Origin of the sequence: Microbacterium sp. SZ1 (assembly GCF_002362255.1) — a bacterium.
In the GTDB taxonomy this organism is placed as follows: domain Bacteria; phylum Actinomycetota; class Actinomycetes; order Actinomycetales; family Microbacteriaceae; genus Microbacterium.
Genome location: NZ_LPVV01000041.1, coordinates 44,227 through 58,594, shown reverse-complemented (window position 1 = coordinate 58,594; position 14,368 = coordinate 44,227). Strand labels below are relative to the sequence as shown.

Annotated in this window: 15 protein-coding genes; 10 read left to right on the top strand and 5 right to left on the bottom strand. The window is 69.5% G+C overall.

Annotation, left to right across the window (positions count from 1 at the left end):
- Positions 1-12 precede the first annotated feature (12 nt).
- Positions 13-1,668, bottom strand: a complete 1,656-nt coding sequence (locus AUC47_RS16115; RefSeq protein WP_256999642.1) for an FAD-dependent oxidoreductase — start codon at positions 1,666-1,668, stop codon at positions 13-15.
- A 144-nt stretch (positions 1,669-1,812) separates the two neighbouring features.
- On the opposite strand from AUC47_RS16115, the gene purM reads away from it, so the two are divergent.
- The 3 genes from purM to AUC47_RS16100 are packed head-to-tail and all read left to right on the top strand — an operon-like array spanning position 1,813 to position 5,705.
- Positions 1,813-2,928, top strand: coding sequence for a phosphoribosylformylglycinamidine cyclo-ligase (gene purM, locus AUC47_RS16110; RefSeq protein WP_096716206.1), 1,116 nt, complete (start codon positions 1,813-1,815; stop codon positions 2,926-2,928).
- Between the two features lie 6 nt (positions 2,929-2,934).
- Positions 2,935-4,407 carry an amidophosphoribosyltransferase gene (purF, locus tag AUC47_RS16105; protein WP_096716205.1) on the top strand — a complete coding sequence of 491 codons (1,473 nt, stop codon included), beginning with the start codon at positions 2,935-2,937 and terminating at the stop codon, positions 4,405-4,407.
- Positions 4,404-5,705 carry an MFS transporter gene (locus AUC47_RS16100; protein ID WP_096716230.1) on the top strand — a complete coding sequence of 434 codons (1,302 nt, stop codon included), beginning with the start codon at positions 4,404-4,406 and terminating at the stop codon, positions 5,703-5,705. Before purF ends, AUC47_RS16100 begins: the two co-directional genes overlap by 4 nt.
- A gap of 109 nt (positions 5,706-5,814) precedes the next feature.
- Here AUC47_RS16100 and AUC47_RS16095 read toward each other — a convergent pair whose 3' ends face one another.
- The gene (locus tag AUC47_RS16095; protein WP_096716204.1) at positions 5,815-6,003 is read right to left on the bottom strand and encodes a DUF3073 domain-containing protein; all 189 of its coding nucleotides are present in this window, start codon (positions 6,001-6,003) and stop codon (positions 5,815-5,817) included.
- A gap of 150 nt (positions 6,004-6,153) precedes the next feature.
- Here AUC47_RS16095 and AUC47_RS16090 point away from each other — a divergent pair, with 150 nt between their 5' ends.
- Positions 6,154-6,696 (top strand): universal stress protein, encoded by a 543-nt coding sequence (locus tag AUC47_RS16090; protein WP_096716203.1) that lies wholly within the window; start codon positions 6,154-6,156, stop codon positions 6,694-6,696.
- A 52-nt stretch (positions 6,697-6,748) separates the two neighbouring features.
- Here AUC47_RS16090 and AUC47_RS16085 read toward each other — a convergent pair whose 3' ends face one another.
- Positions 6,749-7,375 (bottom strand): PadR family transcriptional regulator, encoded by a 627-nt coding sequence (locus AUC47_RS16085; RefSeq protein ID WP_096716202.1) that lies wholly within the window; start codon positions 7,373-7,375, stop codon positions 6,749-6,751.
- Positions 7,372-8,214, bottom strand: coding sequence for a DUF4097 family beta strand repeat-containing protein (locus tag AUC47_RS16080; protein WP_096716201.1), 843 nt, complete (start codon positions 8,212-8,214; stop codon positions 7,372-7,374). Before AUC47_RS16080 ends, AUC47_RS16085 begins: the two co-directional genes overlap by 4 nt.
- A gap of 290 nt (positions 8,215-8,504) precedes the next feature.
- On the opposite strand from AUC47_RS16080, the gene AUC47_RS16075 reads away from it, so the two are divergent.
- The 3 genes from AUC47_RS16075 (at position 8,505) to AUC47_RS16065 (ending at position 10,607) form a co-directional block, all read left to right on the top strand.
- Positions 8,505-9,293 carry a MerR family transcriptional regulator gene (locus tag AUC47_RS16075; protein ID WP_096716200.1) on the top strand — a complete coding sequence of 263 codons (789 nt, stop codon included), beginning with the start codon at positions 8,505-8,507 and terminating at the stop codon, positions 9,291-9,293.
- A 116-nt stretch (positions 9,294-9,409) separates the two neighbouring features.
- The gene (locus tag AUC47_RS16070) at positions 9,410-9,784 is read left to right on the top strand and encodes a hypothetical protein (protein WP_096716199.1); all 375 of its coding nucleotides are present in this window, start codon (positions 9,410-9,412) and stop codon (positions 9,782-9,784) included.
- Between the two features lie 4 nt (positions 9,785-9,788).
- A complete protein-coding gene (locus tag AUC47_RS16065; protein ID WP_096716198.1) occupies positions 9,789-10,607 on the top strand; it encodes a nitroreductase family protein in 819 nt (272 codons plus the stop codon).
- 4 nt (positions 10,608-10,611) lie between these two features.
- On the opposite strand, the gene AUC47_RS16060 is transcribed toward AUC47_RS16065, so the two are convergent.
- Complete coding sequence (locus AUC47_RS16060) at positions 10,612-12,138, bottom strand: FAD-dependent oxidoreductase (RefSeq protein WP_096716197.1); 1,527 nt, start codon at positions 12,136-12,138, stop codon at positions 10,612-10,614.
- A 111-nt stretch (positions 12,139-12,249) separates the two neighbouring features.
- Here AUC47_RS16060 and AUC47_RS16055 point away from each other — a divergent pair, with 111 nt between their 5' ends.
- From AUC47_RS16055 to AUC47_RS16045, 3 genes are all read left to right on the top strand, one after another.
- Positions 12,250-12,639, top strand: coding sequence for a fluoride efflux transporter FluC (locus tag AUC47_RS16055; protein ID WP_096716196.1), 390 nt, complete (start codon positions 12,250-12,252; stop codon positions 12,637-12,639).
- Positions 12,636-12,995, top strand: a complete 360-nt coding sequence (locus AUC47_RS16050) for a fluoride efflux transporter FluC (RefSeq protein WP_096716195.1) — start codon at positions 12,636-12,638, stop codon at positions 12,993-12,995. The genes AUC47_RS16055 and AUC47_RS16050 overlap by 4 nt, the downstream gene beginning before the upstream one ends.
- Before the next feature lie 98 nt (positions 12,996-13,093).
- Entirely contained in the window at positions 13,094-14,365 is a 1,272-nt protein-coding gene (locus AUC47_RS16045) for an ABC transporter substrate-binding protein (RefSeq protein WP_096716194.1), read from the top strand.
- Positions 14,366-14,368 lie beyond the last annotated feature (3 nt).

Here is a 14,368-nt window from a genome sequence, read left to right as displayed (position 1 = left end):
GAATCCTCGGTCTCAATAGGCCAGAGCGCGGTGCACGGACGCCACCGCGCTCGATCCCTCGCCGACGGCGGCGGCGACCCGCTTCATCGATCCGCGGCGCACATCACCCGCCGCGAACACGCGGGGCGCCGACGTCTCGAACGGCAGCGGCTCACGGCCCAGACCCTGCCACTGGTCGAGGGTCTGCACGGCGACGTCGGTGCCGGTGCGGATGAATCCCTCGGGGTCGCGATCGAGCGTCGGCAGCCAGGAGGTCGCCGGTGTCGCGCCGATGAAGCAGAACAGGCCGCGGGCATCGACGTCTCCCACGGTGTCGATGCGCACCGATTCGAGCGTGCCGTCGCCGTCGAGCCCGATGACGTTCGACGAGGTGTGCACGCGCACCCGCGGGTCGTCGGCGAGCCGATCGGCGAGGTAGCTCGACATGCGGGTGCCGAGGTCATCGCCACGGACGACCAGGTGCACGGGCGATCCGTGCGCGGAGAGGTACAGGGCCGCCTGCCCCGCGGAGTTCGCGCCGCCCACGACGACGACCGGCTTGCCCTGCACCTGGCGCAGCTCGAGCGGGGTCGCGGCGTAGTACACGCCCGACCGCTCGAAGTCCTGCCAGCGGTCGAGGTCGAGGCGGCGGTACGCGGCTCCCGAGGTCACGATCACGCTGCGGGCCCGGATGAGGCGACCGTCCGACAGGGCGACGTCGAGCAGGTCGGGCGCGATCCGCGTCAGCGCCGTCGCCTCGCACGGTGCGTAGACCCGCACGCCGAACTTCAGCGCCTGCAGGATCGCCTGGCCGATGAGGTCCCCGCCGCTCACGCCGAACGGGAAGCCGAGGAAGTTCTCGATGCGCGAGGTCGCCGCCGCCTGGCCGCCCGGGGCGACGGCGTCGAGCAGCACGGTGCTCAACCCCTCCGAGGCGCCGTAGATGGCGGCGGCGAGACCGGCCGGGCCCCCGCCGACCACGACGAGGTCGACGATCTCGTCGGCCTGCGCCTGGTAGCTCAGTCCGAGATGCTCCGCGACGAGGCCAGGGGTCGCCCGCAGCAGCGGCTCGCCCTGGATGTAGGCGACCGGCAGATCGTCGGCCGTGATCTCGTGGGTGTCGAGTGAGCCGAGGTCGCCGGGTGGCAACGCCACCGCCTTGTGCACGAGGTCGAGGCGCTCGGCGAAGCGGCGCAGCGCGAGGAAATCGTTCGACGAGCCCGTGCCGACGAACTTCAGCGTCATGGCCGCGGGGCCGGTGCGCAGCGACTCGCGTCGCGCCCACAGCGCGTGCAGGATCAGGTCGCACAGCTCGTCGTCCTCGTTCATGAGCGTGCGGAGCTGCGCGCGGTTCACCCGATGCACCCGGCCCGCCTTCGTCACCCGGGCGGACAGGAATGCGCCCTGTCCGTTGAGCAGACCGAGCTCTCCGGCGAAGGTCCGCGGGCCCATGGTCGTGATGACGACCTCTCCGACCCAGCGGAGCGCGTCGCGGACGACCTCGACCTCTCCTGACTCGATGACGATCAGGTCGTACCCCGCCTCACCGGTGCGGAAGACGTAGTCGCCGACCGCGACGTCCTCGGCTGTGCCGGCGGCGACCAGCCGCTCCCACTGCTCATCGCTCAGGGTCGGCGACATCACGGCATCCATCTCCACGGGGTCGACCTGCTCCTCCGCTGCTCCCACCTGGGCTCCTTCCGGGAGTATCGGATGCCAGTCTCGTCCGCGGCGGCGCTCCTGTCCATGCTCGATCCGCCGGTCGCGGGCGGGCCGCCCTCACGAGCGTTCGCACCGGCGAACCGGTGCCCCGACGGGCGGTAGTCTGGACGGGTGGCTGCCTCCCCCACCAACCCCTATTCCGAAGCCGGCGTCGACACCGCTGCCGGTGATCTCGCGGTCGAACTCATGAAGTCGTCGGTTCGTGCGACGCACGGTCCCGAAGTGCTCGGTGGAGTCGGCGGATTCGCCGGCCTCTTCGACGCCAGCGCTCTGCGCGACTTCCGTCGTCCGCTGCTCGCGACAAGCACCGACGGCGTCGGCACGAAGGTCGCGATCGCGCAGGCGATCGACAAGCACGACACGATCGGCCAGGACCTCGTGGGCATGGTCGTCGACGACATCGTCGTCATGGGAGCCAAGCCGCTCTTCATGACCGACTACATCGCCTGCGGCAAGGTCTTCCCCGAGCGCATCGCCGACATCGTCCGCGGCATCGCCGAGGCGTGCTCCGCGACCGGCACCGCTCTGGTCGGCGGCGAGACGGCCGAGCACCCTGGGCTCCTGGGTCCGCGCGACTACGACGTCGCCGGGGCCGCGACCGGTGTCGTCGAGGCGGATGAGATCCTCGGCGCCGAGCGCGTGCAGGACGGCGACGCCGTGCTCGCGATCGCCTCCAGCGGGCTGCACTCCAACGGCTACTCGCTCGTGCGTCACATCGTCACGAACGCCGGCATCGGCTACGGCGACAACGCCGCCGACTTCGGTATGACGTGGGGCGAGGCCCTGCTCGAGCCGACCCGCCTGTACACCCTCCCTCTCCTGCGTCTCATCGCGGCGCTCGACGGCGGAGTGCACTCCCTCAGCCACGTCACCGGCGGCGGAATCGCCGCCAATCTTGCCCGTGTGCTCCCTCAGGGCAGCTGGGCGGAGGTCGACCGCGGCACCTGGTCGCCGAGTCCCGTGTTCCGTGTGCTCAGCGACATCGCGGGCTCGACGCTGGAGTCCGCAGAGGGCACCTGGAACCTCGGGATCGGATTCCTCGCGGTCGTCGCCGCGGACAAGAAGGATGCCGCGATCGCGGCGCTCGATGCAGAGGGCATGCCCGCCTGGCAGGTCGGCACGGTCGGCTTCGGCGCCCGACCGGCGGGGGAGTTCGAGCAGGGCGCCAAGGGCGTCGACGGCGGAGCAGTGCGCCTCGTGGGCGCCTACGCGGACGGAGCGAAGTAACCACCCATGTGCGGCATCGTCGGAATGGTCGGGACGGCCCCGGTCAATCAGGACATCTACGACGCTCTCCTCCTGCTGCAGCACCGCGGTCAGGACGCGACGGGCATCGCCACGGCAGAGGCCAACGGCGTCATGCACAACGCGAAGGCGCAGGGCATGGTGCGCGAGGCGTTCCGCACCCGCGACATGCGAGGACTGCTCGGCAACGTCGGCCTCGGACACGTGCGCTACGCGACCAAGGGCACCGCGTCGAGCGAAGAGGAGATGCAGCCGTTCTACGTGAACGCGCCCTACGGCATCATCCTCATCCACAACGGCAACCTCACCAACACGCGTGAGCTCACCGCCGACATGGCGCAGCGCGATCGCCGTCACCTCAACTCCTCCAGCGACACCGAGCTGCTGCTCAACGTGCTCGCGGGAGAGCTGCAGAACACCACGTCGACCGTCGACCTCGACCCGGAGCGCGTCTTCGAGGCGGTCGCCCGCACGCACGAGCGCATCGAAGGCGCGTACGCGGTGATCGCGGTGATCGCCGGATACGGTCTGCTCGCGTTCCGCGACCCCTTCGGCATCCGTCCGCTCATCCTCGGCCGTCGTCCGTCGACCGTGGAGGGCGCTGAGGGCAAGGACGAGTGGGTCGTGGCGAGCGAGTCGCTGGTGCTCGAGAACGGCGACTACGAGGTCGTCCGCGAGGTCGAGCCCGGCGAGGCCGTGTTCATCACCAACGACGGCGAGCTGCACACCAAGCAGTGCGCGACCGACGCGACTCTCGCGCCGTGCGCGTTCGAGTACGTCTACCTCGCGCGGCCCGACTCGGTGATGAACGGCATCTCCGTCTACGAGTCGCGCCTGCGTATGGGCGAGCGTCTCGCCGACACGATCGCCAAGCACGTGCCCATGGACAAGATCGACGTCGTGATGCCGATCCCCGACTCCGCGCGGCCCGCCGCCATGGAGGTCGCCCGCAAGCTCGGGATCGAGTACCGCGAGGGCTTCTACAAGAACCGCTACGTCGGCCGCACCTTCATAATGCCGGGCCAGGCGGTGCGCAAGAAGAGCGTGCGACAGAAGCTGAACGCCATGTCGACGGAGTTCCAGGGTAAGAACGTGCTGCTCATCGACGATTCGATCGTGCGCGGCACGACGTCGAAGCAGATCATCCAGATGGCGCGGGATGCCGGGGCGACGTCGGTGACCTTCGCCTCCGCGGCGCCGCCGGTGCGGCATCCGCACGTCTACGGCATCAACATGCCGTCGCGCCACGAGCTCATCGCGCACGGCCGCACGATCCCGGAGATCGCCGAGGAGCTGGGCTGCGATCACCTGGTCTACCAGGAGGTCGACGACCTCAAGGCCGCGATCACGGAGGGGTCGGTGCTCTCCGACCTCGACATGAGCTGCTTCGACGGCCGGTACGTGACCGGCACCGTCTCCGACGAGTACCTCGCGTGGGTGGAGGGGTCGCAGACCTCGTGACGACGGCCGCTCAGCCGCTGTGGCGGGGGCGTGCTCTCGCGCTGATCGGCATCGTGCTGGTCGCGTTCTCGCTGCGCTCCGCCGTGGCATCCTTGTCGCCGGTCATCGACCACGTCGCCGAGGACTTCCCGGTGTCGTCGGTGGTCGCCGGTCTCATCGGCGCTGCACCACCCGTGTGCTTCGCGCTGTTCGGTCTGCTCACACCACTGGTCGAGCGACGTTTCGGGCTCGAACGCGTCGCCGTCGTGGCCATCGCGCTCATCGCAGCGGGCCTTCTGCTGCGCGGACTCTCCGTCGATTCGACGACGTTGCTCGGGGCCACCGTCGTGGTGTTCGCCGGCGTCGGGTCGGGTAACGTCCTGCTGCCCCCGCTCGTGAAGAAGTACTTCCCCGACCGCCTCGGCATCATGATGACCGTCTACTCGACGACGATGGCGGTGTCGACGTTCGTCCCGCCGCTGGTCGCCGTGCCGGTCGCCGACTCGGCCGGCTGGCGCGTCTCGCTCGGCATGTGGGGCGTGTTCGCAGGCATCGCGCTCGTGCCGTGGATCGTGATGATCGTGACGAGCCGCACCGAGGGGCCGGCGCTGGCGCCGCCGATCGTGAAGCCGTCGATCGAGGCGCTCGAGAACCCCGATCCGGCATCGGTGTCGACCGGCCCGATCGTCACGCGTCCGCCCAACCCGCGTGTGTTCGGGCGGCTGTGGCGGCTGCCCATGGCGTGGGCCGTCGCGCTCGTCTTCGGCACCTCGTCGACGCTCGCGTACGTCTCCTTCGCGTGGCTGCCCGCGATCCTCATCGAGGTCGGCGGGGTCAGCGCGGCGGATGCCGGCCTGCTGCTCTCGCTCTTCGGCCTCATGGGACTGCCCTGCTCGCTGATCGTGCCGCTGCTCATCGTGCGCTTCCACGCGACGCGACCCGTGTTCTTCGTCGGGATCGCAGCAGGCCTGGCGGGTCTCGCCGGTCTGTTGTTCGCGCCGACGGTCGCGCTTCCGCTGTGGGTGGTGCTCTTCGGCCTCGGACCGATCCTGTTCCCGCTGAGCCTGGTGCTGCTCAGCATCCGCGCTCGCACGCCCGAGAGCGCCGTCGCGCTCAGCGGCTTCGCGCAGAGCATCGGCTACGCCGTCGCGGCGGCCTTCCCGCTGCTGATCGGCCTGCTTCACGAGACGACCGGCGGATGGCAGGTGCCGCTCTGGCTGCTCGTCGGAGTGCTCGTCGCGGCGATCCCGGCCGGGCTCGTGGCCGGACGCCGGCGCACGATCGAAGAGGACTGGGAACGCCGCTACGGCCGCTGGTGACCGGGGATGCTGCGGCATCCCATTCGGGGGCGCTTGCTGCGGCACCCCTACCCGGACACGACGAAACCCCCGTGCGGTGCACGGGGGGTACGACGAGACGAGAGGGCGGTCAGGCCTTCTCTAGTTCGTCCTCGTCTTCATCGGCGTACTCGTCTGCCCACTTGTCGACGTACTCGTCTTCCGAGTCGCTCGGGTGACCGAGCTCTCGTTCGAGTGCCGAGTAGTTGACGGACGGACTGAATGACTTCAGTTCGCGGGCGATTTTGGTGTGCTTCGCCTTCTGACGGCCACGGCCCATGCCAGAGACCCCCTCACGAGTTGAGCTGCGGGCTAGCTGGGGCCCGATGCATTCACGACACCGGCTCGAGGCCGGTAAGAGTAGCATTCAGAATAGCACGCGGGTAGACCGCACTGCCTGATAGCAAGGCTGGCGAAGGGAGCGATCTCGATGACCGACAATACCTCTTCTCCCTCGGACGAGGCCGTCCAGAACGCGACACTGCAGAAGGCGGTGATCGTCGGCATCCAGCCGGGGCAGAGTCCTCGCGTGATCCAGGAGGCATCGCGTTTCGCGCGACTGCTGCGGGTGCCGCTCGTCGTCGTGCACGTCGACGTCACGCGCTTCGTGACATACGAGGATCCGGACGGCTACGTGCACTCCGCTCCGATCGACATCAACTTCGACGCGGGCACGGCGGAGTTCGAGGCCGTGCAAGCCGAAGCGGCGAAGGCGCTCGAAGGGACGGGGCTGACCTGGACGGCCCGGCAGCTCGTGGGCGATCCGGCGCTCGCGATCAAGGCGCTCGCGAACAAGCTCGACGCGCAGCTGATCGTTGTGGGCACCCGCAAGCGCGGCATCGGAGAGTCGATCAGGGAGTTCTTCACCGGATCCGTCGCGGCGCGCCTGGCTCACCGGCAGCACCGGTCGGTGCTCGTGGTGCCGCTGGAAGAGCCGGTGCCGGACTCGCAGCCGGAGATCTGGACGGAATAGCGCAAGCGTCGACCCCCGCGGAAGGATTCCGCGGGGGTCGACGTCGAGTTCGTCAGCGAGTCAGCGCGGCGAGGGCCGTCGTTATGCCGCGGGCTGCGGCATCCAATCCGTCCTCGAGCTCTGAGACGACGGATGCCGGAAGCGTGCCGCCCCTCGCCACATGGGTGCGCAGGTCGGTGCGGACTCGGGCGCGGAACGCGTTGATCACGGCGTCCGCCCGGTGGAGCTCCTCGCGGCTGACGATGCGCTCGTCGTCACCCGCGGTGCGTGGGCGGGACTTGGATGCCGCGCGGTCGTCCTTCTCGGCGGTGGCGAAGTCGGCTCGCAGGCTCTTCATCGCCTCCTTGACGCTCTGACGCACCTCGTTGGCGATCAGCCGCACCGAGTCGGTGAGTCCCGCCTCGATCCCTGCGAGGTCGCCCTTACGCGATGAGAGCTCGGCGCGTCCGGCATCCGTGATCGCGTAGATCGTGGTCCGGCCGTCGACGGTCTTCGAGACGAGTCCCTCTTCCTCGAGCTTCGCGAGTCGAGGGTAGATCGTGCCGGCGCTCGGCGTATAGGTGCCGCCGGTGCGGTCGGTCAGGGCCTGGATGATGCCGTACCCGTGCTGCGGGGATTCGGCCAGCAGCGACAGCAGGTACAGGCGCAGGTCTCCGTGAGAGAAGACGGCGGGACTCATGCTTCCTCCCATTCGGCGTCGTTCTCGATCGATGCGGGGGTGCGGCGCAGCACCGTCACGCCGCCTGAGACGGAGTTCGCGCGCAGGTCGACGAATCGTCCGGCGAGCTCGCCCGTGGAGCCGGTGTAGTTGTTGATGCCGGAGGAGCCGCGATCGACGCCGTCGATGAGGAGTCGTCCGCTGAGCGAGCGGATGACGTAGTTGGCGGCGAGGGACTCGTCGAGCCGCACGGTGGTGCCGCCCGAGACCGAGTTGATGTTGATGGTGTTGACGTCGCCGGCAGCGTCGACGAGCGTGGAGCCCGACACGGTGTCGACGGTCGCCTTGCGCACGGTGCCGGTGACGGCGACGTCGCCCGAGACGCTGTTCGCCGTGATCGAGCCGGTCAGCCCGCGCACCTGCACATCGCCCGACACCGAGTTCACGGTGAGGTCGCCGATCAGCGTGTCGACGATGAGGTCGCCCGACACGGTGTTCAGGCGGGCGTCGTTGCGGATGCCGGAGACGAGCGCACCGGCGCTGACGACGCCGAGGGTGAGGGCGATCGAGCGCGGCACGGCGATGCTGACCTCGGCCTTGGGGCCGCCCGAGCCGAAGTTGCGGAACACCTCGAGGAAGTTGTCCCAGCCCAGCTGAGGGTGATCGATCTCGACCTCGCCGTCGTGGGACTCGATGCGGAGGTCCTTGGTAGTGACACCGTGCACCTCGATGCGGATGCCGGGTTCGTCGTGGGCGATCACGTCGACCTGCCCGCCGACCAGGCCCACCTTCAGCCGGCTGACGTTCTCGATGTCGATGACGCGTTCCTCGCCCGGGGCGATGAGCCACTTCTCGGTCATGTCTGCTTCTCCTGTGTTGAGACGGATCACGATATATCGTGTTCGACAGAGTAACACGATATATCTCGATCGTGTCAAGCCTTTTCTGGAACGCGCGCCCACATGCAGGTCGGTCGGTCGTGCTGCAGGCCCCGATCGCCCCACCGGGCCTGCATCCGTGTTCTCGGCATGCATGTCGGTCGGAACCACACGGAGCGCACCCGTCGCGCCCCAGGATTCGAAACTTGACCTTGACGTTGCGTCAACTTCTATCGTGACATCGCACGACGACCAGACGAGAGGAGCGTGAGATGGCAGGCAGGGATTGGTCCATCCAGGAGATAGCCCGGCTCGCGGGCACGACCAGCAGGACCCTGCGTCACTACGACGACATCGGTCTGCTGGCACCAACCCGCATCGCGCAGAACGGCTATCGCCACTACGACGAGGTCGCGCTCGTGCGGCTGCAGCGGATCCTGCTGCTGCGGGAGCTGGGGCTGGGGCTGCCGCAGATCGCCGAGGTGCTCGACGCCGGTTCGCGCACCACGACGGAGGCCTCGGCCCTCGAGACCCACCTCGCGCTGCTGCGCGAGGAGCAGAACAGGCTGGCGCGGCAGATCGCGTCGGTCGAGAGCACCATCACGGCATTGAGAGGAGGTGAAGAACTCATGGCAGAGAACATGTTCGACGGCTTCGACCACACGCAGTACAAGCAGGAGGTCGAGCAGCGCTGGGGCCGCCAGGCCTACGCCGACGGCGACCGCTGGTGGCGCGGGATGACGGATGCCGAGCGAGCCGACTGGCAGCAGCGCGTCTCCGATCTCGGGCGCGACTGGATCGCCGCCGCCGAGAGCGGCGTCGACCCGGCGTCCGATGAGGCGCAGGACATCGCCAGCCGCCACGTCGAGTGGCTCGCGGGCATTCCGGGCACGCCGGCGTCGGCACCCGGCGGAGACGTCAAGGCGTACGTGATCGGTCTGGGCGAGATGTACGTCGCCGACCCGCGATTCGGCGCGAACTACGCGACGTCGTCCGGCGGCACGCACGGCGCGGAGTTCGTCCGCGACGCGCTCCGCGTGTACGCCGAGGCGAACCTGTAAGACCCGCCGACACACCCCTTTGTGCACGAGCCACCCCTGTGAGGCGCGTATCCAAAGGGGTGTTTCGCGCGCAAGGGGGTGGCTCGGCGGAGGGTGACCGGGCGTAGTGTCGAGCTATGGGCCACCGTCGCGAGCGCACGAACGCGGCCCCGCTGTTCGTGGCCGCCACGATCGCGTACGCCGCGAACGCCGCGTTGGGCACTGCCGTCGCGGCGAGGGTCATCGACACCCGGGGATTCCGCTGGCTCCACCACGCGCTCTACATCGCGACGTGCATCACGACGGGCGCCGCCGTCAGCGCCGCGTTCTGGGCCAGCCCGAAGACAGCGAGCCGCCGTGCCGCGGCATCCCTCGCTCCCGCGATCGCGCCGCTCGCGGCGATCCCGTATCTCGGCACGCACACGCGCCGGCATCCCCTGGTCGCGCTCGCCGCGGCCCCCTTCGTCGTCGCGGGCCTGGTGTGCTCGCGCATCCCCTCCCACCGGAAGTGAACGCATGGAACTGCTCGATGTCATCCGCCGCCGCAAGACCACGAACGGGCCCTTCCTGCCCGACCCGGTGTCGGAGGAGCATCAGCGCATCCTGCTCGAGGCGGCGGGCCGCGCCCCCTCGCAGTTGAACAGCCAGCCGTGGCGCTTCGTCGTGATCGAGAACCGCGACACGATCGACAAGATCGCGCGCATCTCAGGGGAGAGCATGACGGAGGCGATGTCGAACGGCACGTTCTTCGAGCGCTACAAGCCGTACTTCCGCTTCAGCCAGGCCGAGATGGATGAGAAGCGCAGCGGGATGCTGTTCGACAAGCTCCCCGCGGCCCTTCGCCCGTTCACGAGCCAGGTGTTCACGAAGCGCGGGCAGAAGCTCATGAACACGTTCGGCGTGCCGAAGACCCTCGGCGAGGAGAACCACAAGCTCGTCGCCGGCTCGCCGCTGCTGCTGGGCGTCATGCTCGATCGCAGCGAGTACCGGCCGGGGCAGCTGTCGTCGTTCTACTCCGTGTTCAGCATGGGTGCTGCGATGGAGAACGTGTGGCTCACGACGGTCGAGCTCGGGATGGGAATCCAGTTCATCTCGTTCCCGATGGAGGTCCCGGGCAAGTGGGAGGAGATCATCGACCTGCTGCACGTGCCCGACGACCTCGAGCTCATGGCCGTCTACCGCCTCGGCTACCTGCCGCACGATCAGCGCCGCCCGGCGATCGACTGGTCGAGCCACCAGCGCAAGCTCGCGTCGCAGTATGTGTTCCGCGAGACCTGCGACGAGCCCCAGCAGGGCTGGGACACGCCGCCCGCGGAGGCCGCCGCCCGCGACTGACGGGTCACTCCGACGCGGTGCGGGGCAGCTTCTTCAGATCGCTCAGGGCAGGACCCTCGATGCGGGTGCCGTCAGCCGCGAAGCGCGAGGCGTGCAACGGGCAGTCCCACGTGCACTCGGCGTCGTTCCAGTCGAGCACGCCGCCGAGGTGCGGGCACACCGCGTCGACCGCTCTGGTGACGCCGTCGACCGTCGAGATGCCGACGGGAAGACCGCCGCGGTTCGCCACGACGCCCTCGCCCTCGGCGGGCTGCGGCACGGGAACGGGGGTCTTCTCGGCATCCACCCAGCCCTTGGTGGCGGCAGCCGCGACCTTGACACCCTCGACGGCGCCGCGGGCGAGGTCGGCCGGCACCGTCAGGCGGGTGCCGATCTTGGCCATCCAGCCGGGACGATCGTGCCAGCTCGCTCCGAGGATCTCCGTGGTGAGTCGCAGCGCGGCCGCCGGGGCGTTCGAGAGTCCCCACTTCGCGTAGCCGGTCGCGAAGCGGATGTGACCGAGCCCCCGCGGCATCGCCCCCACGAACGGGATCTGGTTGTGCGACTCGTAGTCCTGCGCCGACCAGCGGTGGGTCTCCTCCGCGCCGGGGAAGAACTTCTGCGTCCACTCGACGAGCTCGTCGACCGCGGCGCGCTCGCCGTCGGAGCGCCCGACCGGGTGGCCGTTGCCGCCGACGACCAACTGCGCCGTGGCTCCCGGCCCGTCGGACGCGGACACGGGTCGGATGGATCGCGTCGGCTGGTCGGTCGAGATGAAGGTGGAGTCGGGGATGCCGCCGGGCACCCGGAACGACACGCAGTACGACCGGAAAGCCCGCATCTTCGCGAAGTACAGACCGCGGTCGAGGATCGGATATCCGGTCGCGATGACGATGTGCTGCGCGAACATCGGCCCGACGGTCGTCTCGACGCGGGGCTCAGGGAGGGCGTGGGTCGCCGTGACGCGCACTCCGGTATGGAGCGTTCCGCCCGCGGACAGGAGCTCCGTCGCGAGCGCCTCTGCCACCTGCATCGGGTCGATGGTCACCTGGTCGTCGAGCGCCACAGCGCCCGCAGCGGGAAAGTCGACGTTCAGCTCGCCGCGCGTGAGCATGCGCGTCGGGAGTCCGGCCTCCTGCGCTGCGGCGTGCTGCGCGCGCACCGATTCCATTCCGTCCGGTGTCTGCGCATAGGTGTGGTCGATGCGTCGCTCGTACGGCACTCCGGCATGGTCGGCGAAGCCGGTGAGCCAGTCCATGCCCGCGCGATTGCCGTCGACGTAGGCCTGCAGCAACTCCGCGGAGTGGTGGCGGCGGATCTCGGCGAGTCGCTGCGCCTGCAGCAGCGACAGCTTGCCGGTGTTGCCGCCGGAGGCGAGTTCTCCCACCGATCCGGACTCCAGCACCGCGACGTCGAGCCCCGCGCGCGTCAGCATCACGGCGGTCGAGAGGCCGGTGAGGCCCGCGCCGACGATGATGACGTCGTGTCGAGCCCCGGGGTCGAAGGGGGTGCCTGTGGGCGGGGTGCGGTCGAGCTTCCACAGCGGCTTCATGTCATCAGTGTTCGCCCCGAGCCCGCGGGCTGCCCAGCGGGTTGACATTCGCCTGTCGCCCTGCGACGGTCCGCCCGGGGGCCGGATCGGCGCCGGGGCTAGAGTTGCCGGGTGACTCCCCGCCGCCTGCTTCTCGTGTTCGTCGGGGGCACCGTGGGCACCGCCGGCCGGCTCGCGCTCGGCCTCTGGATGCCGGATGCCGGCGGCCTCCCGCTCGCGACATTCGCCGTCAACGTCGTCGGCGCGTTCCTCATCGGCCTCCTCGCTGCCCGGATGCCGCAGACCACCGACCTGCGGGTGCTGCTCGGCACCGGGGTGCTGGGCGGCTTCACGACCTACAGCGCCTTCACGACCGGCACGGTCGAGCTCTGGTCCGCCGAGCCCGTGCTCGGCGCGGTGTACGCGGCGGGCAGCCTCGTGCTGGGACTCGCCGCCGCCGCGCTGGGGCTGCGCGTCGGGCGGCCGCTCGACTCTTCGTCTGGGCCGGAGCCGGCGCGATGACCCCCCTCTTGTTCGTGGGTGCGGCGCTCGCCGGGGGAGCGGGCGCGGTGCTGCGGTACCTTCTCGACGTGGCCGTCGGATCGATCGCGGGCCGACGGTTCCCGTGGGGGATCCTCGTGGTGAACGTGACCGGCTCGTTCGCCCTCGGCGTCGTGACGACGGCGGTGCCCGATGCGGCCTTCCTCGTCGGTGCCGGCCTCCTCGGCGGGTACACGACGTTCAGCACCGCGATGCTCGACGCCGTCGCTCTCTGGCGCGACCGCGAGCGCGCGGCATCCGTCTTCGACGCTCTCGGGATGCTGGTGCTCGGCCTCGCGGCCGCTGCGGCCGGTCTGCTGCTCGGCGCGCAGCTCTGAGACCTCTTGCGCGGCGGATCCCTCTCGGGCTACTCTCGTGCTAATCGTTTAACTGCTAAACGTTTAACAAGGACCTGCACCTGTCGAAGGAGACACCGATGCCCCGCACTTCCCGCCGCGCCCTGGGCGCCCTCGCCGCCGCCACGGCGGCCGTCGTCTCGCTCACCGCCTGCTCCTCGGGAACAGGAGGAGGCGAGTCGTCCGGAGGTGACATCACCCTCAGCTACGCGATCTGGGACGAGAATCAGAAGCCCGCGATGGAGGAGATCGCCGCGGCGTTCGAGAAGGAGAACCCGAACGTAACGATCGACATCCAGGTCACGCCGTACAAGGAGTACTTCACGAAGCTGCAGACCGCGGCGACCGGCGGCTCGGCGGCGGACGTGTTCTGGATGAACGGCCCGAACTTCCAGCTGTACGCGTCGAACGGCCAGCTCGCGCCGCTCGACGACGCCGGGGTGGACGCCGCGGACTACCCCGAGGGGCTCATCGACCTCTACACGTTCGACGGCACGCTCTACGGCGCTCCGAAGGACTTCGACACCGTCGCGCTCTGGTACAACAAGGCGCTGTTCGACGCGGCCGGCGTCGCCTACCCCGCCGCGGGCTGGACGTGGGACGACTTCACCGCTGCGGCGGCCGCCCTCACCGATCCCGCGACCGGACAGTACGGCGTCGCGGCGAGCCAGTACGGCCAGGAGAACTACTACAACTCGATCGCGCAGGCCGGCGGCGAGGTCATCTCCGCCGACGGCACGGAGTCGGGATACGGCACCCCCGAAGCGCTCGAGGGCATCGAGCTGTGGACCGACCTCATCGAGGCGGGGTCGTCGCCGACCGCCCAGCAGATGACCGACACCAACCCCGAGGACCTCTTCCTCTCGGGCAAGGTCGCGATGTTCCAGAACGGCTCCTGGGCTGCGATCGCCTACGGCGAGAACGCTGACATCTCCGACCAGGTCGATGTCGCGCCGCTGCCCGAGGGCCCGACGGGCAATCAGAGCGTGATCCACGGCGTCGGCAACGTCGCGAACGCCAAGAGCCCGCACCTCGCCGAGGCGAAGGCGTTCGCCGCATTCGCGAGCGGCGAGCAGGCCGCGACCATCCAGGCCGAGACCGGCACCGTGATCCCCGCGTTCCACGACACGCAGCAGGCCTGGGTCGACGCGCAGCCGCAGTTCGACCTGCAGGTCTACATCGACGCGCTCGACACCGCCGTGCCCTACCCCGTCTCGAAGAACACGTCTGCGTGGACGAGCATCGAGAGCGAGGTGCTGTCGCAGGTCTGGTCGGGGGCCGTCGCGCCCGAGGCCGGGCTGAAGGACCTCGCCGAGCAGATGCAGGCGGCTCTGGACGCCGAGCAGGAGTGACCC

What these genes read in the sequence shown, in the direction of transcription:
- purF (WP_096716205.1), top strand. Translation starts at nt 2,935, where the DNA reads ATGTGCGGCATCGTCGGAATGGTCGGGACGGCCCCGGTCAATCAGGAC.
- AUC47_RS16095 (WP_096716204.1), bottom strand. Translation starts at nt 6,003, where the DNA reads ATGGGCCGTGGCCGTCAGAAGGCGAAGCACACCAAAATCGCCCGCGAA.
- AUC47_RS16090 (WP_096716203.1), top strand. Translation starts at nt 6,154, where the DNA reads ATGACCGACAATACCTCTTCTCCCTCGGACGAGGCCGTCCAGAACGCG.
- AUC47_RS16085 (WP_096716202.1), bottom strand. Translation starts at nt 7,375, where the DNA reads ATGAGTCCCGCCGTCTTCTCTCACGGAGACCTGCGCCTGTACCTGCTG.
- AUC47_RS16080 (WP_096716201.1), bottom strand. Translation starts at nt 8,214, where the DNA reads ATGACCGAGAAGTGGCTCATCGCCCCGGGCGAGGAACGCGTCATCGAC.
- AUC47_RS16075 (WP_096716200.1), top strand. Translation starts at nt 8,505, where the DNA reads ATGGCAGGCAGGGATTGGTCCATCCAGGAGATAGCCCGGCTCGCGGGC.
- AUC47_RS16070 (WP_096716199.1), top strand. Translation starts at nt 9,410, where the DNA reads ATGGGCCACCGTCGCGAGCGCACGAACGCGGCCCCGCTGTTCGTGGCC.
- AUC47_RS16065 (WP_096716198.1), top strand. Translation starts at nt 9,789, where the DNA reads ATGGAACTGCTCGATGTCATCCGCCGCCGCAAGACCACGAACGGGCCC.
- AUC47_RS16060 (WP_096716197.1), bottom strand. Translation starts at nt 12,138, where the DNA reads ATGAAGCCGCTGTGGAAGCTCGACCGCACCCCGCCCACAGGCACCCCC.
- AUC47_RS16050 (WP_096716195.1), top strand. Translation starts at nt 12,636, where the DNA reads ATGACCCCCCTCTTGTTCGTGGGTGCGGCGCTCGCCGGGGGAGCGGGC.
- AUC47_RS16045 (WP_096716194.1), top strand. Translation starts at nt 13,094, where the DNA reads ATGCCCCGCACTTCCCGCCGCGCCCTGGGCGCCCTCGCCGCCGCCACG.